The following is a 19,465-nucleotide window of genomic DNA, read 5'->3' as shown; positions in this document are numbered from 1 at the left end:
CGCCGCGGCGGCGTCCCAGGTCACGGCCACGTCAGCCTCCGGCTCGCCGTGAAGTCCCGCCCGGCGGCGTCGCGCGCGGCGACGGCCGCATCCCAGGTGCCGGACAGGCCGGCGCGCTGCGCCACGTACAGCCCTGGCTCCGCCTCGCTCAGGTCGAGCCGGGTCCGGCCCTGCTCCGTCGCCGGCCGCTGCAGGTCGGCGCTCACGGTGAGGCCGGTCAGCGGCTGGCCGTCCCGGTCGCGGAGCCACACCGCCAGACCCTGCGGGCGGGCCTCGGCGGCGGCGCGCCAGCCCAGCTCCGCCTGGCGCCGCTGGCGCTTCAGCTCGGCGTTGTACAGCAGGCCGGCCTCGTAGGGCTTGCTCGCCACCTGCCCGGGGTGGGTGCGGTAGGCCAGCGTCAGGAAGGCGGCGTCGACGGCGATGATCATCGCGAAGAAGGCCGTCACGCCGGCGGCCACATGCCAGCCCTTGATGGTGAAGTTCATCGTCCGGAGTCCCCGAAGCTGAAGGCGGTGGGCACCACCTGGTGCTCGTCCCCCGCGCGGACGTCGAAGGCGGCGTTCTGCTGTCCTTCGCCGACGCCTTCGACCGGAACCGTGACGAAGACCCGCACCGGAGTGACGCGGTTGGGCTCGACCGTCACCCGCAGCGGCTCGCCCCCGGCCTTGCCGGGGCTCCGCAGGCGCGCGCCCTCAAGGCCCGTGAAGCGCACCTCCACCGTCGCCGGCTCGAAGCTGCGGTTGGCGATCTTCAGCGTGTAGCCGTTGCGCACGGAGCCGTCGCTGAGCCGGATCGCGGCCGGATTGCGGTCGCGCAGGGCGTGGACGTCCAGCTCCTTGCGGCCGAGGAAGCCCCACAGCATCAGGCCGGAAACGACGGTCAGGGCGAAGGCGTAGTACAGGGTGCGCGGCCGCACCAGGCGGTGCCGCGGCTTCTCGCCCTTCGCCCGCGCCGCCACCGCGGCGTCGGTGTCGTAGGCGATCAGCCCCTTCGGCCGGCCCACCTTGACCATGATCTCGTCGCAGGCGTCGATGCACAGGCCGCAGTTGATGCACTCCAGCTGCGGCCCGTTGCGGATGTCGATGCCCATCGGACAGGCGACGACGCAGGCGCGGCAGTCGATGCAGTCGCCGCGCCCTTCCCAGCTCTCCGACTTCTTGTGCGGCCCGCGCGGCTCGCCGCGGTCGTAGCGGTAGGTCACCTGGAACGACTGGTCGTCCAGCATGGCCCCCTGGATGCGCGGCCACGGGCACATGTAGGTGCAGACCTGCTCGCGCATGTGGCCGGCGAACAGGTAGGTCGTGCCGGTCAGCAGCAGGCAGGAGACGTAGGCGGTGATCGGCGCCTGGCCGGTCCAGAAGGTGCGGATCAGGGTCGGCGCGTCATGGAAGTAGAAGATCCACGCCCCGCCGGTGCCGAAGGCGATGCCGATCCAGACCGCGTGCTTGCCCAGCTTGCGCCAGGCCTTGTTGAACGACAGCGGCGAGGCGTCCAGCCGCATGCGCGCGTTGCGGTCGCCCTCGAACATCCGCTCGACGTAGATGTACAGGTCGGTCCACACCGTCTGCGGGCAGGCGTAGCCGCACCACAGACGGCCGAACAGGGCGGTCGTCAGGAACAGGGCCAGCGCCGCCATGACCAGCAGACCGGTGATGAAATACACCTCCTGCGGCCACAGCTGGATGGCGAAGAAGTAGAACCGGCCGCCGTCGAAGTCGACCAGCACCGCCTGGTCCGGCAGGGCGCCGGGGCGCTCCCACCGGATCCACGGCGTGACGTAGTAGATCGCCAGCATCCCGACCAGCAGGGCCCACTTCAGCCACCGCCACGGTCCGTGGACCAGCTTCGGGTAGATCGGAACCCGGGCCTTGTAGAGCCCCGGCCCGCGGCCCTTCGAGCGCTGGCGCTCGGCGGCGGAGACGGCGCCGCCGTCGGCGGGGCGCGTCTCACGGGTCCGGTCGATGATGATGGTCATGGCGCGGCCGGAGCGCTCCCCTCGTCGGCGCCGCCGCCGGCGTTGGCGTGGATGTAGACGGCCAGCGCCTTGATCACGCCGGGCGAGAAGCGGTTCTCCCAGGTCGGCATCACCCCGTTGCGGCCGTTGTGGATCTGGCCGGAGATCGACGCGCGGTCGGATCCGTACAGCCACTCCCGGTCGGTCAGGTTCGGCGCGCCCAGCTCGACGGAGCCGGTCCCGGTCGGCCCGTGACAGGCGGCGCAGTTGTCGGCGTACAGCTGCTGCGCCCGCGCGACCGCGGCCGGATCGGCCCGGCGGCCGGACAGGCTCACGACGTACTCGGTCAGGTCCGCGACCTGGCGGCCGTTCAGCATGCCGTCGCGGCCGAAGGCGGGCATCATCGAGGTGCGCGTCTCGGGATGGGCGGCGCGGACGCCGACGCGGATGGTGTGCTCGATCTCCTCGAGCGAACCGCCCCACAGCCAGACGTCGTCGCGCAGGTTGGGATAGCCCCGGGCCCCGGCGCCGCCGACGCCGTGGCAGCTGGCGCAGTTGTCTCCGAACACCGACTGGCCGACGGCGAGGGCGTGGGCCTGCAGGTCCGGATCCCGCTCGATCTGCTCGAGCGAGGCGTTGAGCAGCTGCGCCTCCCGTTCGCCGCGCAGCGCCTGCAGGTCGCGCAGGTCGGCGGCGACGTTGGCGCGGTCGGAGTGTCCGAGCACGCCGCGGGTGTAGCCGCTGATCCCGGGCCAGGCCGGCATCAGCACCCAGTAGACGATGGAGAAGGCGATCGTGGCGTAGAACACCCACAGCCACCAACGCGGCAGCGGATTGTCCAGCTCACGGATGCCGTCCCACTCGTGACCGGTGGTCTCGACCCCGGAATGTTCGTCGCGGTGCGGCTCAGACATCTTCGGCCTCGTCGTTCTCGAGGGGCAGGCGGGAAAGGTGGCGGTAGGCTTCGCGGCGGCCCGGCAGCAGCGCCCAGACGACCCCGGCGAGGAAAATCAGCCCGAAGTAGATGGTGCCGCCCTGCTGGGCGAAACGGGCTACGGTTTCATAGTCCAGGCCGCTCATCGCAGGTTCTCCGGATCTTCCGCCTCGTAGGTGCGGAAATCGACCATGGTGCCCAGCACCTGCAGGTAGGCGATCAGCGCATCCAGCTTGGTCAGCCGGGTCGGGTCGCCGTCGAAGTCGCCCTGGACCACGTTCGGGCCGTAGCGCCGGCGCAGGTCCGAGGTCTCGCTGGCGTAGGGATCCACCTGCGCCCTCAGGTCCGCCTCGGCGTTCTCGATCTGCTCGGCGGTGTAGGGGACGCCGACCGCCAGCAGGGCCCGCAGACGCTCACGCGTGGCGTGGGTGTCCAGGTCCTGCGACGCGAGGAAGCGGTAGGGGGGCATGTTGGACTCGGGCACCACCGCGCGCGGGTTCTTCAGGTGCTCGACGTGCCAGTCGTTCGAGTACTTGCCGCCGACCCGGGCCAGGTCCGGCCCGGTGCGCTTCGATCCCCACTGGAAGGGGTGGTCGTACATGCTCTCGGCGGCCAGGCTGTAGTGGCCGTAGCGCTCCACCTCGTCCCGCAGCGGCCGGACCATCTGCGAGTGGCAGCTGTAGCAGCCCTCGGAGATGTAGATGTCGCGGCCGGCCTGCTCGAGCGGGGTGTAGGGACGCACGCCCTCCACCTCCTCGATGGTGCTCTCCACCCAGAACAGGGGGGCGATCTCGATCAGGCCCCCGATCGACACCGTGATGACGATGCCGATGACCAGCCAGAGCGAGTGGCGTTCAAACTTCGCGTGTCGCTTCCACATGGGCCTATTCCGCGGGCAGGGGTTGGGGTTCGATCGTCGAGGACGATGCGGCGGCGGTGCTCGACCCGGGCATCCGGGCGGTCATCCAGAGGTTCCAGGCCATGATCGACGTGCCGACGAGGAACATCGCGCCGCCGAGCACCCGGATGACGTTCTGGATGTGCTTGGCCGAGACCGTCTCGATGAAGCTGTTCGCCAGGAAGCCGTCCGGCGTGTACTCGCGCCACATCAGGCCTTCCATGATCCCGGAGACCCACATCGCGGTGATGTAGAGCACGATGCCGGTAGTCGAGATCCAGAAGTGCCACTCGACCAGGGCGTTGGAGTACAGCCGGTCCTTCTTCCACAGCCAGGGCACCAGGCAGTACAGGGCGCCGAAGCTGATGAAGCCGACCCAGCCCAGGGCGCCGGAGTGCACGTGCCCGACGGTCCAGTCGGTGTAGTGCGACAGGGCGTTGACGGTCCGGATGGACATCAGCGGGCCCTCGAAGGTCGACATGCCGTAGAAGGCGACGGCCACCACCATCATCCGGACGACCGGGTCGGTGCGCAGCTTGTCCCACGCGCCCGAGAGGGTCATCAGGCCGTTGATCATGCCGCCCCAGGACGGCATCCACAGCATGATCGAGAAGGTCATGCCCAGCGTCTGCGCCCACTGCGGCAGCGCCGTGTAGTGCAGGTGGTGCGGCCCGGCCCAGATGTAGATGAAGATCAGCGACCAGAAGTGGACGATCGACAGGCGGTAGGAATAGACCGGCCGCTCGACCCGCTTCGGCACGAAGTAGTACATCATGCCGAGGAAGCCGGCGGTCAGGAAGAAGCCGACCGCGTTGTGGCCGTACCACCACTGGGTCAGGGCGTCCTGGACGCCGGAGAAGGCCGAATAGCTGCGCGCCTCCAGCAGTCCCACCGGCATCGCCAGGTTGTTGACGATGTGCAGGATGGCGACGGTGACGATGAAGGCCAGGTAGAACCAGTTCGCCACGTAGATGTGGGGTTCCTTGCGCTTCCAGATCGTGCCGAGGAAGACCAGCAGGTAGGCGACCCAGACGATGGTCAGCCACAGGTCGACGTACCACTCGGGCTCGGCATACTCGCGCGACTGGGTGATGCCGGCGACGTAGCCGGTGGCCGCCAGCACGATGAACAGCTGGTAGCCCCAGAACACGAACCACGGCAGGATTCCGCCGAACAGCCGCGCCTTGCAGGTGCGCTGGACGACCCAGAAGGAGGTGGCGATCAGGGCGTTGCCCCCGAACGCGAAGATCACCCCCGAGGTGTGCAGGGGGCGGATCCGGCCGAAGTTCAGCCAGCCGTGCTCAGGGAAGTAGAACAGGTTGGGCCAGGCCAGCTGGGCCGCCGCCAGGACGCCGACGGTCATGCCGACGATGCCCCAGAAGGTGGTGGCGATCACGCCGGCGCGGACCACTCCGTCCGCGTACTTCGACGGGTCCGAGCGGAAATGGCCGTTGGCCACGCCCAGCGTCAGGGTCGACAGGGCGAGCACGCCCGCCGCCATCAGAATGTATCCGTGAAACCGGAAGGCGGGGTCATCCGTCATGCCGGTCCCCAGCAGGGCCAGCAGGGTCAGAAGCCCCACCGAGAGAAACAGCCAGGCGACGTCGGGCGACGTCCCCCTGGCTCCGGGTTGTATCGCCATGTCGGCCGCCCCCACACGAGTCAGTAGGGGTTCTCAGTGCACCGGCGCCCGTGGCGCCGCTTTGCGCCAGCGCAAAGCCGCCTCCGGAGGGTCCCGTAGCGGCGCCGCAGGCCCGGGCGCGCCCGCGGCCCGGATTCAGCCGTCCGGCAGGCTCTTGAACGCCGCCAGCGCCCGCGCCCGGCCGGCCGCGAGGTCCACGATCGGCTCCGGATAGGTGCGGCCGAAGCGCACGCCCGCCTCCGCCCGCACAGCGGCCGGCGCGGCCCACGGCTGATGGATCCAGCGGTCGGGCAGCCGGGCCAGCTCCGGAACCCAGCGCCGCACGTACGCCCCCTGCGGATCGAAGCGCTCGCCCTGGGTGACCGGGTTGAAGATGCGGAAGAAGGGCGCCGCATCGGCCCCCGATCCGGCGACCCACTGCCAGTTCTGGGCGTTGCTGGCCGCGTCCGCGTCCACCAGGGTGTCGTGGAACCAGGCCTCGCCCGCCCGCCAGTCGATCAGCAGGTGCTTCACGAGGAAGGAGGCGACGATCATCCGCACCCGGTTGTGCATCCAGCCGGTGGTCCAGAGCTGGCGCATGCCCGCGTCGACGAATGGATAGCCGGTGCGCCCGGCCTGCCAGGCGCGCAGCTCGTCCGGGGCGGTCCGCCACCGCATCGCGTCATAGGCGGGGCGCAGCGCCGTGTCGGGCATGTGCGGGAAGTGGTGCAGCAGGTGGGCCGAGAACTCGCGCCAGCCGATCTCGGCGATGAACTTCTCGCCCCCGGCGCCGGCGGAGGGACGCCGCGCCGCCGCGTTGCGGGTCGCCTGCACGACGCGCCACGGGCTGATCTCGCCGAAGTGCAGGTGGGGCGACAGCCGCGAGGTCCCGGCCCGGGCCGGGAGGTCGCGGTCGGTCCCGTAGGCGTCGACGGGGCCGTCGAGGAAGGCCTCCAGCGCCGCGGCGGCGCCCGCCTCCCCCGGCGTCCAGTCGAAGCCCGTCGACCAGTCGGGCGCGACCGGACGGAGCCCCCAGGCCTCGATGTCGTCGCCCGCCACGTCCGGGACCGGCGGAAGGGCCGTCGGCGGCGCCGTCAGGGGCCGGTCGGCCGTGGTCTGCAGCAGGGTGCGCAGGAAGGGGGTGAAGACCCGGTAGGGCTCGCCGGAGCCCGTCAGCACCTCGCCGGGCCGGCGCAGCAGGGCGGCGTTGAAGCCGCGACAGGCGATGCCCCGCCCCTCCAGTTCCGCCGCGACCCCGGCGTCGCGCCGGAAGCCCTCGGGGTCGAAGCGCCGGTTCAGGAACACCTTCCGGGCGCCGGTCTCGTCGGCCAGCCGGCGCAGTTCCTCGCCGGGCTCGCCCCGCCGCAGCACCAGGCGGCCGCCCCGCTCCCGGAGCGAGCGGTCGAGCGCGCGCAGCGACCGGTCCAGCCACCAGCGCGACGCGCCGCCGGGGGCGCGGCCCGCCGCCGGCGTTTCAAGGATGTACGCCGGGACGACCGCCCGCCCCTCGGCCAGGGCGGCGTTCAGCGCCGGATTGTCGGCCAGCCGCAGGTCCTCGCGGAACCAGACGATGGCCGGCGCGGCGGCGTCAGCGGCCAAGGCGGCTCTCCCGCGGTCCGGCCTGCAGGCTGACCGCCGTCGCCGCCGGCGGCGGCTGGCGGGTCAGCCGCACCCCCTTCAGCCACAGGCGCAGCGCCTCCCAGTGGATGGCGGCGACCACCTTCAGCGTCAGCAGCGGCGTGGTCAGGCATGCCGCCAGGATCGCGCGGTCGCCGAGCGGCCTACGGTGCGCCTTCAGGCCGGCGCTGAGCAGCACGCCGTCCGCGTCCAGCGCGTCGATGGCCAGCCCCAGCGTCTCGCCCGGCGTCCCCCCGCGAAAGCGGTAGTCCATCTCCATCCCCATGAAGGGCGAGACATACAACGCCTTCGCCGCCTGCTGCCGGAACGTGCCGTCGGCCGCAGCCGGAGGCGACACCGGCGCCACATAGGCGTGACGGCGGCCGAATGTGCTGGTGACCTCATAGACCAGGGCCGCCAGCCGGCCGTCCGGGCGATGGCAGTAGTAGACGCTGATCGGATTGAACACATAGCCCAGCACGCGCGGCATGGTCAGCAGCCGGATCGGCCCTCCGTCGAGCTCCACGCCCACCCGGGCCAGCCAGCTTTCGATCCCCGGGCGCAGCGCCGCGCCGGAGCCGTCGCCGTGGTCCCGGTCGTGGAACGACAGCAGGTTGAACCGGTTGCGCGAGAACAGCCGGAGCCGCCGGTCGAGGCCGTCGATCTCGTCCAGGTCCAGCAGCAGCCAGAACACCCGGTAGGCGAGCCGGTGCGCCCGCGGCCGCAGCCGCCGGTGCGTCACCCGACCCTGGTAGAGGGCGGAGGCCGCGGTCACGCCGCCGCTTCCAGCGCGCCCTTCCGAGCGGGCCCGAGATGGATGCGGCCGCTCTCGTTCGCGACGGTCCATGGCCGGCGCACCCCGCCCAGCGCCTCGGCGACGGCGAGGCCCGCCTGCAGCCCGTCCTCGTGGAAGCCGGCGCCGAACCAGGCGCCGCAGTACCAGACGCCGCCCTGTCCCTGCAGGCTCCACAGCGACTCCTGCGCCCGCACGGCGGCGGCGTCGAAGATCGGGTGCTCGAAGATCTCCGACCGCAGCAGGGTCTCGGCGCGCGGCGGCCGCGGCGGATTGAGGGTCACGAACAGGTCCCGCCCGGGCAGCCCCTGCAGCCGGTTCATCCAGTAGCTGACGCACAGGCCGTCGCCGACGCCGAGGTAGTTCCACGACGCCCAGGCCCGCCGCCGGCGCGGCATCAGGCCGACGTCGGAGTGCAGCACGGCAAGGTTGCGGCTGTACCGGAAGGCGCCCAGCAGGGCCTGCTCGTCCGGCGTCGGCTGCTCCAGCAGCGCCAGCGCCTGGTCGGCGTGCGTCCCGATCACCACATGGTCGAACACCTCGGCCGTCCCGTGGGAGTCGCGCACCTCGACGCCCGCGGGCAGGCGGCGGATCCGGACCGCCTGGCGCGCCAGCCGCACCCCCTCCCCCAGCCGTTCGGCCAGCCGCCGCACATAGCTCCGGCTGCCCCCCTCCACCGTCCGCCACTGCGGCCGGCCGGTCAGCCGCAGCAGACCGTGGTTGCGGCAGAAGCGCAGGAAGGAGGCGGCCGGATAGTCGAGCAGCGTCCGGGCCGGGGACGACCAGATCGCCGCCGCCATCGGCAGCAGGTGGTCGTCGCGCAGCGCCTTGCTGAACCCGCTGCGGTCGAGGAACTCCCCGAGGGTGAGGTCGGACCCTTCCAGCGCGGCCAGCTGCCGGGGGGCGTCGCGGTAGAAGCGCAGGATCTCGGCCAGCATCGACCAGAACCGTGGCCGGAAGGCGTTGCGGCGCTGGGCGAACAGGGCCGGCGCCGCGTATTCGAAACCGCCCTCCTCCAGTGACACGGCGAACGACATCTCCGTCGACCGGCTGCCGACGCCGAGGTGGTCGAGGAGGGCCACGAGGTTCGGATAGGTGGCGTCGTTGAAGACGATGAAGCCCATGTCGACGGCCACGGCCGGCTCGCCCGGCGCCCGGACCTCGACCGTATGGGAATGGCCGCCCATCCGCTCGTCGCGTTCGTACACCACCACCTCGTGCCGCTCCGACAGCAGCCAGGCGCAGGACAGGGACGAAATTCCGGAGCCGATCACGGCGATGCGAAGTCGCCGGTCGGCCCCCGGCGCGAGGTTCTGGTCAGACATGCAGGCTCCGGAGTGAGTTCCGGCCCTGATACGCTGCAGTTCGTCGTGCGGATGACGGCATCCGTTTGCGCCGGACCGTCGTATGAGGAACCATGCGTGGCGATGTCGCGGAAAACCTGCTGGAACAGCCCCCGGTGACCCGGCCGGGGAACGACTATGACCGCCTCATCTGCGCGGTCGCGGCCACGCGCGATCGCGAGGCCTTCGCCCGCCTCTTCGAGCACTTCGCGCCGCGCCTGAAGGCCTATCTGATGAAGGCGGGCGCCCCGGCCGGCGCGGCCGAGGACTTCGCCCAGGACGCCATGCTCACGGTGTGGCGCAAGGCGGACCTGTTCAATCCCGCCCGCGCCAGCGCCGCCACCTGGATCTTCACCATCGCGCGCAACCGGCGGCTCGACGCCCTGCGCCGGGAGGGGCGCGCGGCCCTGCTGCCGGAGATCGAGCTCCAGCCGGAGGAACCCGAGCGGCCCGATGACGCGTTGTCGGAGGCCCAGGAAGCCGCCCGCCTGCGGAAGGCCATGCTGCAACTGCCGCCCGAACAGTCCGAAGCGCTCCGCCTCGCCTTCTTCCAGGGGCAGGCTCACACGGAGATCGCCGCCACGCTCGACCTGCCGCTGGGCACCGTCAAGTCACGCATCCGAAAGGCCATGATCAAGCTGCGCACCGCCCTCGAGGCCACGGGGAGTCCGCGATGACCGCCGCCGCCCACACCGTTTCCGACGAGCGCCTGCTGGCCTACGCCGCCGGGACGCTCAACGAACCCGAGTCCGTCGTGGTCGCCGCCCACCTCGCCTGGCGCCCCGAGGCGGCGGCCTTCGCGCGCCGCCTGCAGGCGGTCGGCGGCGAGCTGCTGGAGACGCTGGAGCCGGCGCCGCTGGCGAGCGACGCCCTCGCGAGGGCGCTGGCGCGCGCCGAGGTCGACGCCGGCGAGGCCGGTCCGCCGCCCCCGCTGAACGAGATGAGCGAGCTGCCCGAACCGCTGCGTCGCTATCCGCTCGGCCCGTGGCGCCGCGTGGGTCCGGGCGTCCGCATCCGCGACGTCATCGGCCCCCGCCACGGCGACTGCCGCGTCATCCTGCTGGAGATCCAGCCCGGGCGCGCCACCCCGCGCCACACCCACGGCGGGGTCGAGCTGACCTGCGTTCTGTCCGGGGCCTACGCCACCGAGACGGAGCGCTTCGACGTCGGCGACCTCGAGGAGGCGGATCACGAGACCCTGCACCAGCCGCGCGTGGTCTCGGACGAGCCCTGCCTGTGCGTCGCCGCCCTCGACGGGCAGATCCTGCTCGACGGCTGGCTGGGGCGGTTGATGCAGCCGTTCGTCCGGCTCTAGCCGGGCATCCGCCGCCCGCCCCCGTGCGTAGGAGGCGGCATGATCCTCTATCCCGCCCTGGCCGCCGCCGCCGCCGCCCTGATGACCCTCGCCTGGTGGGTCGTGCGACGCCGCGGCGACGGCGGCTGGACCGACGTGGTGTGGAGCTTCGCGGTCGGCCTCGTCGGCGCCCTTGCCGCGCTGTGGCCCGCGGCGGACGCGGCGCCGGCGCGACAGCTGCTCGTGGCCGCCCTCGTCGGGGGCTGGGCGCTGCGCCTGGGCGGGCATCTGGCCGCCCGCACCGCTGCGGCGCAGCGGCCCGATCCCCGCTACGAACGCCTGATGGCCGAATGGGGCGGCTGGGGCTGGGCGGCGTGGCGCTTCCTGATGATCCAGGCGGCCGTGATCCTCGTCCTCGCGGTCTCGATCCGGGCCGCGGCGGTGCGGCCGGTCGCCCAGCTGGACGGACGCGACGGCCTCGCAGCGCTGGTGGTGCTGCTCGCGGTCGGCGGCGAATGGCTGGCCGACCGGCAACTCGCCGCCTTCCGCCGGCAGCCCGGCGCCCACGGCAGGGTCATGGACTCCGGTCTCTGGGCCTGGTCTCGCCACCCGAACTATTTCTTCGAATGGCTGGTCTGGCTGAGCTGGCCGGTGATGGCCCTGTCGCCGGCCGTCCCCGCCAGCTGGCTCACCCTCGCCGCCCCGATCCTGATGTGGTGGCTGCTGAACCATGTCAGCGGCGTGCCGATGCTGGAGGCGCAGATGCTGCGCTCCCGCCCCCGCGCCTTCCGCGACTACCAGGCCCGGGTGTCCCGCTTCTTCCCCCTCCCGCCGAAACGTCCCTGACCCGCGCCGCGCCGCGGCGATCCTGAGCTCACGAAAGGACTTCCACCATGCGAACCCTCGTCGCCCTGCTCGGCTCCGGCGTCGTCATGGGGGCGCTCGACGCCCTGTGGCTGACGCTGATGGGCCCGCGCCTCTACCGCCCGGCCATCGGCGAGCTGCTGGCCCCCCGCCCCGACATGCGCGCGGCCATCGCCTTCTACATCATCTATGTCCTCGGCATCGTCTTCCTCGCCGTGACGCCGGCCCTGCGCGAGGGTTCGGCCCTGCGCGCCCTGGCCATGGGGGCGGCGCTGGGCTTCGTGGCCTACGCCACCTACGACCTGACCAACCAGGCGACCCTGCGCGGCTGGCCGCTGCACCTGACCCTGGTCGACGTCGCCTGGGGCACCGTCCTGACGGCGGCCTCGGCCTGGGGCGGTTACTGGCTGGCCAGCCGGGTGGGCTGATCCCCGCTCAGTCCAGCACCGTGCCGACCACCCGGCGAAGGCCGGCGACGAGGTCCGCCGAGCCCGGCCCGGCCGGCTGCAGTCCGCCGCTGTGCAGCAGTCGGAGCGCCCCGACGTGCACGCCGACGGCCTCCCAGCTCCAGCGCCCGGCCGCCCGGCTGCGGTCGGCGAGGTCGCACAGGCTGTACGCCGCCTCGTAGAAGGGCCCCGTGTCGAAGAAGCCGGCCAGGTCCACCAGCCCGGCGGCGAGGGCGTAGGCCTGCGCCTCGTCGCGCGGCTCCGGCTGCACGCACAGGGCCTCGAGACGTCCGACCAGGTCCCCCAGCTCCGCGAAGGTGGTCTGGCGGTGCTCCTGCAGGGCCGTGTCGGCGAGGCGTTCGGCCTCCGCCAGGCTCCGCCCGCCCGGCCGCGCCAGCTGCCGCGACAGGGGGCTCTGCACCTTCACCAGGCGCGCGCCGCTCACAGGCTCACCCGCTGGGGTTTCAGCAGCATGTCGATGTCCGCCTGATCGAGGTTGGGCTCGCTGGCCGCGCCGACGTGGGCCGACAGGTCGCCCTCGCGCCGTCCCGGCTGGCCCGGCGGCGGACCGTAGTTTCGCACCCGGCGGTCGGGGCCGACGTAGTCCGCCGACTCCACGAACGGCCGCTCGTCGCCGCCCAGCCACAGGATGCGCTTCAGCAGCACCGCAGGCGTCAGCGGCTTGGCGACCACGAAGCTGGCCCCGCAGTCGCGGCTCTTGTGCACCGACGAGCGGGCGGCGTGTCCGGTCAGCATGATCACCGGGGTGTAGCGCAGCGGCGGCGGCGCCTCGCGGCGCAGCCAGCGGGTCAGGTCGTAGCCGTCCATCTCCGGCATCGAGCAGTCGACGAGGATCAGGTCCACCATCCGCCGGCGCAGGAGCTCCACCGCCGCCACCGCGCTCTCGCACTTGATCTGCTCCTTGATCCCGAAGCCGTGGAAGATGGAGCTGAGCAGGTCCAGCGACCGGGGATTGTCGTCGACGAGCAGCACGCTCGAATGCTGGAGATTGATGCGGGCGGGCGGCGGCGCGGACATGGGATCACCCGAACAGCTCGAGGTCGCCGGTCTCGGGGTCGTCCTTCCCGGCGGGCGCCCCGGCCAGCGCCGACGCCAGCGCGCCGAGGCCGACGCCGGCGAGCAGCGCCGGCTCCGCCTCGCCGCGGCCAAGCCCGGCGAGGACCGCCGCCAGCGCCTCGATCCGCTGCACGGCGAGGTCCAGCGCCTGGGCCCGGACCAGCGCCTCGCTCCGGGCCTCCACCGGCAGCCCTTCGACCAGCTCGCCCAGCAGGTCGTGCACGTCCGACAGCGGGGCGGCGGTGGCGTCGATCTCCCGCGCGAGGGCGGCCAGCAGGGTCGGCGAGGCCATCAGAACAGCTCCAGCACGCCGGAAGCCGGCAGCGGGGCCGGCGGCGGCGGCGGCGCCGGCGGCGCTCCGGCCTGGCCGCTCACGGCCCGTTGCAGCGCCCGCCCGGTCGTCGGCCAGTAGTGGATCCGCCGCGATCCGGAGCCGCGCAGACTGCCGCCGACGATGCGGACGCCCTCGTCCGCCAGGAAGCGCTCGGCGAAGTCGGCGTTGGCGCGTCCGACATCCATCAGGCTGTCGAACATCCGGCCGCCGCCGAACAGCTTGGCCTCGAGCCGCTCGCGCCGGCCGCCCGCCTTGAGCACCTCGTTGATCAGGAGCTCCATCGCATAGGCGCCGTAGCGACGGCCGGCGTCCGTGCCCCGCCCGGCGCCCTCCGGCAGCAGGAAGTGGTTCATCCCGCCCACCCGGGCCACGGGATCGCAGATGCAGGCGGCGACGCAGCTGCCGAGAATGGTGGTCAGCACCACGCTCGGGTCGGCGCTGACGCGATGCTCCCCCTGCCCCACATGCAGCCGGAGCTCCGCTTCGGACGAGGTCGCCGCGCCGCTCATGTGAGCGGCCCGAAGACCGCCTCCAGCTTCTCCTTGAGCTGGGCGACGGTGAAAGGTTTGACGAGATAGTTGTTGACGCCGAACTGCACCGCCCGCTGCACCAGCTCCCGGTCCGCGCGCCCGGTCAGCATGATGAAGGCCGTGCTCTTGATCGGCGGGTGGGCGCGAATGGCCCGCAGCAGGCCGAGGCCGTCGAGGTTCGGCATGTTGAAGTCGGAGATGACCAGGTGGACCGGCTTGCTGACCACCTCGCGCAGCCCGGCCTCCCCGTCAGCCGCCTCGCGGATCTCGCGCACGCCCAGTTGTTGCAGGCTGTTCCGGACCAGCGACCGGATGGTGAGCTGGTCGTCGACGATCAGGACGTGGAGGGAGGCGGCGGCGGGCATGCGGTTCGGTCCTCAGACGATCGGGGGGGCGGCGGCGGTCGGCGCGGCCGCGCACAGGTCGAGAATGGCGGGATGGAGGCGGTGGAGCGGCAGCTGGCGCTCGACGGCGCCCAGCTCGAAGGCCGCGCGCGGCATGCCGTAGACGACGCTGGAAGCCTCGTCCTGACCCAGGGTCCGCGCGCCGGCCTGCCGCATGGCCAGCAGGCCGCGCGCGCCGTCACGACCCATGCCGGTCAGGATCACGCCGGTCATCGGCCGCCGGGCCCGGGCCACGGACTCGAACAACACGTCGACGGACGGCCGGTGGCCGTTGACCGGATCGCTGCGAACGAGGCGACAGCGCGGCGTGACGCCCGCGACCTCCAGATGGGCCTCGCCGCCCGGAGCGATGTAGATGTGGCCGGGCTGGAGCGGCGCGCCATCCTCGGCCTCGGTGATGCGCGGCGCGCAGATCTTGTCCAGCCGCGCCGCGAAGCTGCGTGTGAAGGTCGCGGGCATGTGCTGGGTGACCACGGTGGCCGGGCAGTTCTCCGGAAAACCCGCCAGAATCGTGAGCAGGGCCTCCACGCCGCCGGTCGAGGCGCCGACGGCGAGGATGTGGTCGGGATCCGGGCGATAGTCCTCGGCCGTGCGCGGCGCGACAGCCGGGGCGTCCCCGCGCGCCCGGACCCGGGACCCGGCCGCCGCCTTCACCTTGGCCGGCAGCTCGGCGAAGGCCGCCGCGGCCGGAGCGCCATCCGTCGGCTTGCCGACGGCGTCCACGGCGCCGATCTCAAGGGCCGCCACGGTCACGTCCGCCCCGGCCTGGGTCAGGGTCGAGACCATGACCACCGGCATCGGCCGCAGACGCATGATCTTCTCGAGGAATTCCAGCCCGTTCATGTTGGGCATCTCGACGTCGAGCGTGATGACGTCGGGATTCAGCCGCTTGATCGCCTCGCGCGCCTCCAGCGGATCGGCGGCCGCGCCCACCACCTCGATGCCGGGGTCGCGGCGCAGGGCGGCGCTGATCAGCCCGCGCATGGTCGCGCTGTCGTCGACGACCAGAACCTTCACCGGATCGGTCATGCCGCGCCTCCCAGGCGGTAGGTGGTCAGCCCGTCGGGGCGCAGCCGGGCGGCCGCCGGGCCGCTCACCCGCTCGGAGTGGCCGATGTAGAGCGTCGCCCCGGGGTTCATCAGCGGCACGAAGCGGCTCCACATCCGCTCCTGGGTGGCGTCGTCGAAGTAGATCGCCACGTTGCGGCAGAAGATGACGTCGAAGCGCCCCTTCATCGGCCAGTCGCCGATCAGGTTGAGTTCGCGGAAGGCGACGAGCCGGCGCAGCGTCGGGCCCGCCCGCCAGAGGTCGCCGCGCCCGCCGGGAACCCGGTCGAAATGCCGGCGCCACACGGTCTCCGGCGCCACCGAAAGGATCTCCTCGGTATAGGCGCCCGCGGCGCCCTCGGCGACCATGTTCGGGTCGATATCGGTGGCGAGGATGCGGACGTCGAGCTCGGCCGCCTCCGGCAGGGCGCCGAGCACCGTCAGCGCCATGGAGTAAGGCTCCTGTCCGTTCGAACAGGCGGCCGACCACAGGCGCACCCGTCCGCCCGCCCGCGCCGTCTGGGCCAGCCGTGGCATGACCGTCCGCAGGAGGTCCTCGAAGTGGTGCGGCTCGCGGTAGAAGCGGGTCACATTGGTGGTCAGGGCGGCCGTCATCGCCTGCCGCTCGTCCACGCCGTCCACACCGTCGATCAGCGCGCAGTATTCGCGGAAACTGCGCAGCCCCAGGGCGCGCAGACGCCGGGCCAGCCGCGAGTAGACGAGCGCCGCCTTGCCTTCCCCCAACGCGATGCCGGCGTGGCTGTGCAGCACCTGGGCGATGTGACGGAAGTCCTCGTCCGTGAGGACGAACTCGCCCTCGACCACGGAGGTCGTCCCGGCGGCGGCGGTCATGCGGCCTCCGCCTCCATCGCCGGCAGGATCAGCGACGGGTCGATCAGGCTGATCAGCCGGCCGTCGACGGCGAAGATGCCCTTGACGAAGGCGCGCACCTCCTCGCTCGCCACGTCCGGGGTCGGCTGCACCGCCCCTTCGTCCAGCTGGATGATGTCGGACACCGCATCGACCAGCAGACCGACCAGCCGGCCGGCGATGTGGGCGACCATGATCACGTGCCGGGCCGTCGGCTCGGCGGTGCGCAGGCCGAACCGGGCGCCGAGGTCGACGATCGGCAGGACCGCCCCGCGCAGGTTGATCACCCCCTTCAGATAGCTCGGCGTGCGCGGCAGCGGCGTCGCCGGGGTCCAGCCGCGGATCTCCCGCACCGACATGATGTCGACGCAGAACTCCTGTTCGCCGATGCGGAAGGCGATCAGTTCGCGGGCGGCGGCGTTGGTCAGGGCTTCGGTCATGTCAGCTCGCGAGCTTGAGTTCGGCCGGCGCAGGGCGGCGCCGGGCGTTGGCGACGAGGGCGTCGACATCGAGGATCAGGGCGACGCGGCCGTCGCCGAGGATGGTGGCGGCGGCGACCCCCTCCACCTGGCGGAAGTTGCTCTCCAGGCTCTTGATCACCACCTGGCGCTGGCCGTGGATGGCGTCGACCATCAGGGCCGCGCGGGCGCCGGACTCGGTCTCGACCACCACCGCGACTCCCTGCCCGGCCGGAACCGGCGTGTCCCGGAAGCCCATGGTCTGCGCCACGTCGACCACCGGCACGAAGGCCTCCCGGAAGCGGATCACCGCATCCCGGCCGCCGACGTAGTGCAGGTCCCCCGCCTTCGGGGTCAGACTCTCGACGATGGTCGACAGGGGCGCGACCAGGGTCTGCTCCGCGGCCCCGACCACCATGCCGTCCAGCACCGCCAGGGTGAGCGGCAGGCTGAGGGTGAAGGTCGAGCCCCGGCCGGGGGTGGAGCTGATCGAGATCCGCCCGCCCAGCGACTGGATCGAGCGGCGGACCACGTCCATCCCCACGCCCCGGCCCGAGATGTCGGAGACCGTCTCGGCCGTCGAGAAGCCGGGCAGGAAGATGAGGTTGTCGATCTCGTCCTCGGTGAGCGCCGCGTCCTCGGGGATCAGGCCCTTGGCCACGGCGATGCCGCGCACCCGTTCCCGGTTGATGCCGCAGCCGTCGTCGCTGATCTCGATCACGATCCGGCCGGAGCGGTGCAGGGCGGCCAGCCGCACGACGCCTTCAGGGGACTTGCCGGCGGCGATCCGCGCCTCCGGCGTCTCCAGACCGTGGTCGATAGCGTTGCGCAGCATGTGGGTGATGGGTTCGGCGAGGCGCTCGACCACCGTCTTGTCGACCTCGGTGGCCTCCCCCTCGGTGACCAGCCGCACCCGCTTGCCGGTCTGCTCGGCGACCTCGCGGACCAGCCGCGGCATGCGCTGGAACACCGACTTCACCGGCTGGGCGCGGATGGCCATCACGCTGTCCTGGATCTCCCGCGTGAGCAGCTCGAGATCCTCCAGCCCCACCGAAATGCCCGAGGAGCGCGCAAGGCCGCTCTCGGTGACCCGCTGGGCCAGCATGGCCTGCTGGATGACCAGCTCCCCCACCACGTTGATCAGGCGGTCGACACGCTCGAGGTCGACGCGGATGGTGGCCGGCGCGGCCGCCGCCGGGGGCGTCGCCGTCAGGGCGGCTTGCGTCGCGGCCGCGTCCGTGGCGGGGGCCGCCGGGGCGGGCGCGGGAGCCGGCTCCGGCGCCGGCTCGGGACCGGCCTGCGCCGCGGCCAGCAGGGCGGCGATGTCCAGATCGTCCGTCGGCGGGGGCGGCGGGAGCGGCGCGGCGGGGCCGTCGGCGGGTTCGACGCTGAGGTCGCAGTCGCCCTCGACGAAGTCGAACACCTCGCGCACCGCCGCCTCGGCGACCGGCGCCTCGAGCCGGATGATCCATGTCAGGTGGTTTTCAGCCGGGTCGAGCGCGTCGAGCGGCGGCAGCCCGCTGTCGTCGAGCTCCACGGAGATCGGCCCCAGACGCCCCAGTTCGCGCAGCAGCAGGGCCGTTTCGTTGGCGTTGGCGTACATCCGCCCATGCGGCCGCAGCACGATGCGCCAGGCGCCCCCCGCCGCCGCGGGCGCCTCCTCCAGCGAGGGGATCTCGAGGGCCACCGGCTGGAAGCCGAAGTCGTCCTCCTCCGCCTCCGCGAGGTCCGCGGGCGCCCCGCCTTCCCCGTGGGTCAGCGTCTCCAGTTCGGCGACGAGGGCGGCCGAGCGGCCCTCGTCCACCTCGGGGCCGTCGCCCCGGGCGGCCGCCACATGGTCGGCCAGCACGTCGGCCGCCCGCAGCAGGGTGCGCACCGTCGGCTCGTCGCAGGGCTTGCGGCCGGCGCGCAGCTCGTCGAGCAGGGTCTCCAGCACGTGCGCGAAGCGGACCAGGGCGTCGAGGCCGAAGGCGCCGGCGCCGCCTTTGACCGAGTGGACGGCGCGGAACACCGCGTTGATCGTCTCCCCGTCGTCGGCGCCGGCCTCGAGCAGCAGCAGCTTCGCCTCCAGCTCCGCCAGCAGCTCCTCGCACTCCTGGAAGAAGGTGGCCCGGATTTCCTCCATCGTGTCCATGGGTCGGTTCCGTCGGCTCAGGCGGCGACCCGGCGGACGGCGTCCACCAGCTTGGCCGGGTCGAAGGGCTTCACGATCCAGCCCGTGGCGCCGGCCTGGCGTGCGCGGGCCTTCTTTTCCGCGTCGCTCTCGGTCGTCAGCACCAGCACCGGCGTGCCGTCCCAGGCCGGGTTCGCCCGGACGTTCTCGATGAAGCCGAAGCCGTCCATGCGCGGCATGTTGATGTCGGTGATCACCACGTCCGCCCCGCCGCTCTCGGCGAGCACCTCCAGCCCGTGGACGCCGTCCTCGGCCTGGATGACCCGGTAGCCGGCGCCCTCGAGCGCCAGCAACAGCATGCTGCGCATGGTGCGCGAATCGTCGACGGTGAGGATCGTCTTGCTCATGCTGCATCTCCTGCGGCCGCGGCCGCGGGGGCGAAGGGGACGGCGCCGAACGCGCGCCACTGCTCGTCGAAGGCGTCGGAGACCGGGGACAGATCCAGCGTCTGGCCGTCCGCTTCCCAGGTCCGGCGGGCGGAGAGCAGGACCTGCAGCCCCAGGCCGCCGATCCGCTCCACCGCCCCGGCGTCGAGCGTCAGCGGCTGGCCCCGGCGCTGCAGCAGCTCCGCCTTCAGCGCCGTGGCGGCTCTCAGGTCCAGCACCGGCGCAAGCGCGACCGCGTCGGTCATCAGAACTCCTCCCAGCCGTCCTCGACCGCCGTCGGCTGCGGCTTCAGGGCCGCGCCGCCGCGCCCGACGGTCTTCAGCGCCGCCATCGTCCGCGCGGTGCGCTCGCTGCGGGCCGGGGCCGCGGGGGCCGCGCGAACCGCCGCGGCCTCCTCGCCGATGCGGAAGCGCGACACCGAGG

Annotated in this window: 24 protein-coding genes; 4 read left to right on the top strand and 20 right to left on the bottom strand. The window is 72.5% G+C overall.

The genetic code is table 11. The annotated features are described in order from the left end of the window. Positions 1 to 20: 20 nt before the first annotated feature. The 9 genes from H2038_RS13815 to H2038_RS13775 all read right to left on the bottom strand — a co-directional run bounded on the left by H2038_RS13815 (position 21) and on the right by H2038_RS13775 (position 9,142). Positions 21 to 485, bottom strand: a complete 465-nt coding sequence (locus H2038_RS13815; protein WP_292114389.1) for a FixH family protein — start codon at positions 483 to 485, stop codon at positions 21 to 23. Continuing rightward, positions 482 to 1,975 carry a cytochrome c oxidase accessory protein CcoG gene (ccoG, locus tag H2038_RS13810; protein ID WP_292114386.1) on the bottom strand — a complete coding sequence of 498 codons (1,494 nt, stop codon included), beginning with the start codon at positions 1,973 to 1,975 and terminating at the stop codon, positions 482 to 484. The genes H2038_RS13815 and ccoG overlap by 4 nt, the downstream gene beginning before the upstream one ends. Then, positions 1,972 to 2,868, bottom strand: a complete 897-nt coding sequence (gene ccoP / locus H2038_RS13805; protein WP_292114383.1) for a cytochrome-c oxidase, cbb3-type subunit III — start codon at positions 2,866 to 2,868, stop codon at positions 1,972 to 1,974. Before ccoP ends, ccoG begins: the two co-directional genes overlap by 4 nt. After that, entirely contained in the window at positions 2,861 to 3,034 is a 174-nt protein-coding gene (locus H2038_RS13800) for a cbb3-type cytochrome c oxidase subunit 3 (protein ID WP_292114380.1), read from the bottom strand. The genes ccoP and H2038_RS13800 overlap by 8 nt, the downstream gene beginning before the upstream one ends. Then, the gene (gene ccoO / locus H2038_RS13795; protein WP_292114377.1) at positions 3,031 to 3,768 is read right to left on the bottom strand and encodes a cytochrome-c oxidase, cbb3-type subunit II; all 738 of its coding nucleotides are present in this window, start codon (positions 3,766 to 3,768) and stop codon (positions 3,031 to 3,033) included. The genes H2038_RS13800 and ccoO overlap by 4 nt, the downstream gene beginning before the upstream one ends. Before the next feature lie 4 nt (positions 3,769 to 3,772). Beyond that, on the bottom strand, positions 3,773 to 5,428 hold the full coding sequence (gene ccoN / locus H2038_RS13790) for a cytochrome-c oxidase, cbb3-type subunit I (protein WP_292114374.1): 1,656 nt from the start codon (positions 5,426 to 5,428) through the stop codon (positions 3,773 to 3,775). 135 nt (positions 5,429 to 5,563) lie between these two features. Next, positions 5,564 to 7,006: a deoxyribodipyrimidine photo-lyase gene (locus H2038_RS13785; protein ID WP_292114371.1), complete on the bottom strand. Its 1,443-nt coding sequence runs from the start codon at positions 7,004 to 7,006 to the stop codon at positions 5,564 to 5,566. Further along, positions 6,996 to 7,799 (bottom strand): DUF1365 family protein, encoded by an 804-nt coding sequence (locus H2038_RS13780; protein WP_292114368.1) that lies wholly within the window; start codon positions 7,797 to 7,799, stop codon positions 6,996 to 6,998. Before H2038_RS13780 ends, H2038_RS13785 begins: the two co-directional genes overlap by 11 nt. Continuing rightward, positions 7,796 to 9,142: an FAD-dependent oxidoreductase gene (locus tag H2038_RS13775; RefSeq protein WP_292114367.1), complete on the bottom strand. Its 1,347-nt coding sequence runs from the start codon at positions 9,140 to 9,142 to the stop codon at positions 7,796 to 7,798. The genes H2038_RS13780 and H2038_RS13775 overlap by 4 nt, the downstream gene beginning before the upstream one ends. A gap of 92 nt (positions 9,143 to 9,234) precedes the next feature. On the opposite strand from H2038_RS13775, the gene H2038_RS13770 reads away from it, so the two are divergent. From H2038_RS13770 to H2038_RS13755, 4 genes are read left to right on the top strand one after another with little or no spacing between them, the layout of a single operon-like run. Then, positions 9,235 to 9,837 carry a sigma-70 family RNA polymerase sigma factor gene (locus tag H2038_RS13770; protein WP_292114364.1) on the top strand — a complete coding sequence of 201 codons (603 nt, stop codon included), beginning with the start codon at positions 9,235 to 9,237 and terminating at the stop codon, positions 9,835 to 9,837. Then, on the top strand, positions 9,834 to 10,475 hold the full coding sequence (locus H2038_RS13765) for a ChrR family anti-sigma-E factor (RefSeq protein WP_292114362.1): 642 nt from the start codon (positions 9,834 to 9,836) through the stop codon (positions 10,473 to 10,475). The genes H2038_RS13770 and H2038_RS13765 overlap by 4 nt, the downstream gene beginning before the upstream one ends. A gap of 39 nt (positions 10,476 to 10,514) precedes the next feature. Next, complete coding sequence (locus H2038_RS13760; protein WP_292114360.1) at positions 10,515 to 11,300, top strand: DUF1295 domain-containing protein; 786 nt, start codon at positions 10,515 to 10,517, stop codon at positions 11,298 to 11,300. A 47-nt stretch (positions 11,301 to 11,347) separates the two neighbouring features. Continuing rightward, positions 11,348 to 11,746 (top strand): DUF2177 family protein, encoded by a 399-nt coding sequence (locus H2038_RS13755; RefSeq protein ID WP_292114358.1) that lies wholly within the window; start codon positions 11,348 to 11,350, stop codon positions 11,744 to 11,746. Positions 11,747 to 11,753: 7 nt separating this feature from the next. On the opposite strand, the gene H2038_RS13750 is transcribed toward H2038_RS13755, so the two are convergent. Genes H2038_RS13750 through H2038_RS13700 form a run of 11 tightly spaced genes read right to left on the bottom strand, consistent with a single transcriptional unit; the run spans position 11,754 to position 19,287 of the window. Continuing rightward, complete coding sequence (locus H2038_RS13750) at positions 11,754 to 12,209, bottom strand: chemotaxis protein CheE (protein WP_292114356.1); 456 nt, start codon at positions 12,207 to 12,209, stop codon at positions 11,754 to 11,756. Then, positions 12,206 to 12,802: a response regulator gene (locus H2038_RS13745; protein ID WP_292114354.1), complete on the bottom strand. Its 597-nt coding sequence runs from the start codon at positions 12,800 to 12,802 to the stop codon at positions 12,206 to 12,208. Before H2038_RS13745 ends, H2038_RS13750 begins: the two co-directional genes overlap by 4 nt. Positions 12,803 to 12,806: 4 nt before the next feature. Continuing rightward, a complete protein-coding gene (locus H2038_RS13740; RefSeq protein WP_292114352.1) occupies positions 12,807 to 13,133 on the bottom strand; it encodes a hypothetical protein in 327 nt (108 codons plus the stop codon). Further along, positions 13,133 to 13,684 (bottom strand): chemotaxis protein CheD, encoded by a 552-nt coding sequence (locus tag H2038_RS13735; protein WP_292114351.1) that lies wholly within the window; start codon positions 13,682 to 13,684, stop codon positions 13,133 to 13,135. Before H2038_RS13735 ends, H2038_RS13740 begins: the two co-directional genes overlap by 1 nt. Next, positions 13,681 to 14,070 carry a response regulator gene (locus H2038_RS13730; protein WP_292114350.1) on the bottom strand — a complete coding sequence of 130 codons (390 nt, stop codon included), beginning with the start codon at positions 14,068 to 14,070 and terminating at the stop codon, positions 13,681 to 13,683. Before H2038_RS13730 ends, H2038_RS13735 begins: the two co-directional genes overlap by 4 nt. A 12-nt stretch (positions 14,071 to 14,082) precedes the next feature. Further along, complete coding sequence (locus tag H2038_RS13725) at positions 14,083 to 15,138, bottom strand: chemotaxis response regulator protein-glutamate methylesterase (RefSeq protein WP_292114349.1); 1,056 nt, start codon at positions 15,136 to 15,138, stop codon at positions 14,083 to 14,085. Beyond that, entirely contained in the window at positions 15,135 to 16,007 is an 873-nt protein-coding gene (locus H2038_RS13720; RefSeq protein ID WP_292114347.1) for a protein-glutamate O-methyltransferase CheR, read from the bottom strand. The genes H2038_RS13725 and H2038_RS13720 overlap by 4 nt, the downstream gene beginning before the upstream one ends. Then, the gene (locus H2038_RS13715) at positions 16,004 to 16,465 is read right to left on the bottom strand and encodes a chemotaxis protein CheW (RefSeq protein WP_292114345.1); all 462 of its coding nucleotides are present in this window, start codon (positions 16,463 to 16,465) and stop codon (positions 16,004 to 16,006) included. The genes H2038_RS13720 and H2038_RS13715 overlap by 4 nt, the downstream gene beginning before the upstream one ends. 1 nt (position 16,466) lies before the next feature. Further along, entirely contained in the window at positions 16,467 to 18,617 is a 2,151-nt protein-coding gene (locus tag H2038_RS13710) for a chemotaxis protein CheA (protein WP_292114343.1), read from the bottom strand. Between the two features lie 17 nt (positions 18,618 to 18,634). Beyond that, complete coding sequence (locus tag H2038_RS13705; protein ID WP_292114341.1) at positions 18,635 to 19,003, bottom strand: response regulator; 369 nt, start codon at positions 19,001 to 19,003, stop codon at positions 18,635 to 18,637. Beyond that, positions 19,000 to 19,287 (bottom strand): STAS domain-containing protein, encoded by a 288-nt coding sequence (locus tag H2038_RS13700; RefSeq protein WP_292114339.1) that lies wholly within the window; start codon positions 19,285 to 19,287, stop codon positions 19,000 to 19,002. The genes H2038_RS13705 and H2038_RS13700 overlap by 4 nt, the downstream gene beginning before the upstream one ends. Between the last annotated feature and the right edge of the window lie 178 nt (positions 19,288 to 19,465).

It is taken from the genome of Brevundimonas sp. (assembly GCF_013912005.1).
Lineage (GTDB): Bacteria > Pseudomonadota > Alphaproteobacteria > Caulobacterales > Caulobacteraceae > Brevundimonas.
The sequence above is the reverse complement of the archived record's forward strand: the minus strand, read 5'-3'. Positions and strand labels throughout refer to the sequence as shown.

What these genes read in the sequence shown, in the direction of transcription:
- H2038_RS13815 (WP_292114389.1), bottom strand. Translation starts at nt 485, where the DNA reads ATGAACTTCACCATCAAGGGCTGGCATGTGGCCGCCGGCGTGACGGCC.
- ccoG (WP_292114386.1), bottom strand. Translation starts at nt 1,975, where the DNA reads ATGACCATCATCATCGACCGGACCCGTGAGACGCGCCCCGCCGACGGC.
- ccoP (WP_292114383.1), bottom strand. Translation starts at nt 2,868, where the DNA reads ATGTCTGAGCCGCACCGCGACGAACATTCCGGGGTCGAGACCACCGGT.
- H2038_RS13800 (WP_292114380.1), bottom strand. Translation starts at nt 3,034, where the DNA reads ATGAGCGGCCTGGACTATGAAACCGTAGCCCGTTTCGCCCAGCAGGGC.
- ccoO (WP_292114377.1), bottom strand. Translation starts at nt 3,768, where the DNA reads ATGTGGAAGCGACACGCGAAGTTTGAACGCCACTCGCTCTGGCTGGTC.
- ccoN (WP_292114374.1), bottom strand. Translation starts at nt 5,428, where the DNA reads ATGGCGATACAACCCGGAGCCAGGGGGACGTCGCCCGACGTCGCCTGG.
- H2038_RS13775 (WP_292114367.1), bottom strand. Translation starts at nt 9,142, where the DNA reads ATGTCTGACCAGAACCTCGCGCCGGGGGCCGACCGGCGACTTCGCATC.
- H2038_RS13770 (WP_292114364.1), top strand. Translation starts at nt 9,235, where the DNA reads ATGCGTGGCGATGTCGCGGAAAACCTGCTGGAACAGCCCCCGGTGACC.
- H2038_RS13765 (WP_292114362.1), top strand. Translation starts at nt 9,834, where the DNA reads ATGACCGCCGCCGCCCACACCGTTTCCGACGAGCGCCTGCTGGCCTAC.
- H2038_RS13760 (WP_292114360.1), top strand. Translation starts at nt 10,515, where the DNA reads ATGATCCTCTATCCCGCCCTGGCCGCCGCCGCCGCCGCCCTGATGACC.
- H2038_RS13755 (WP_292114358.1), top strand. Translation starts at nt 11,348, where the DNA reads ATGCGAACCCTCGTCGCCCTGCTCGGCTCCGGCGTCGTCATGGGGGCG.
- H2038_RS13745 (WP_292114354.1), bottom strand. Translation starts at nt 12,802, where the DNA reads ATGTCCGCGCCGCCGCCCGCCCGCATCAATCTCCAGCATTCGAGCGTG.
- H2038_RS13740 (WP_292114352.1), bottom strand. Translation starts at nt 13,133, where the DNA reads ATGGCCTCGCCGACCCTGCTGGCCGCCCTCGCGCGGGAGATCGACGCC.
- H2038_RS13735 (WP_292114351.1), bottom strand. Translation starts at nt 13,684, where the DNA reads ATGAGCGGCGCGGCGACCTCGTCCGAAGCGGAGCTCCGGCTGCATGTG.
- H2038_RS13730 (WP_292114350.1), bottom strand. Translation starts at nt 14,070, where the DNA reads ATGCCCGCCGCCGCCTCCCTCCACGTCCTGATCGTCGACGACCAGCTC.
- H2038_RS13725 (WP_292114349.1), bottom strand. Translation starts at nt 15,138, where the DNA reads ATGACCGATCCGGTGAAGGTTCTGGTCGTCGACGACAGCGCGACCATG.
- H2038_RS13720 (WP_292114347.1), bottom strand. Translation starts at nt 16,007, where the DNA reads ATGACCGCCGCCGCCGGGACGACCTCCGTGGTCGAGGGCGAGTTCGTC.
- H2038_RS13715 (WP_292114345.1), bottom strand. Translation starts at nt 16,465, where the DNA reads ATGACCGAAGCCCTGACCAACGCCGCCGCCCGCGAACTGATCGCCTTC.
- H2038_RS13710 (WP_292114343.1), bottom strand. Translation starts at nt 18,617, where the DNA reads ATGGACACGATGGAGGAAATCCGGGCCACCTTCTTCCAGGAGTGCGAG.
- H2038_RS13705 (WP_292114341.1), bottom strand. Translation starts at nt 19,003, where the DNA reads ATGAGCAAGACGATCCTCACCGTCGACGATTCGCGCACCATGCGCAGC.
- H2038_RS13700 (WP_292114339.1), bottom strand. Translation starts at nt 19,287, where the DNA reads ATGACCGACGCGGTCGCGCTTGCGCCGGTGCTGGACCTGAGAGCCGCC.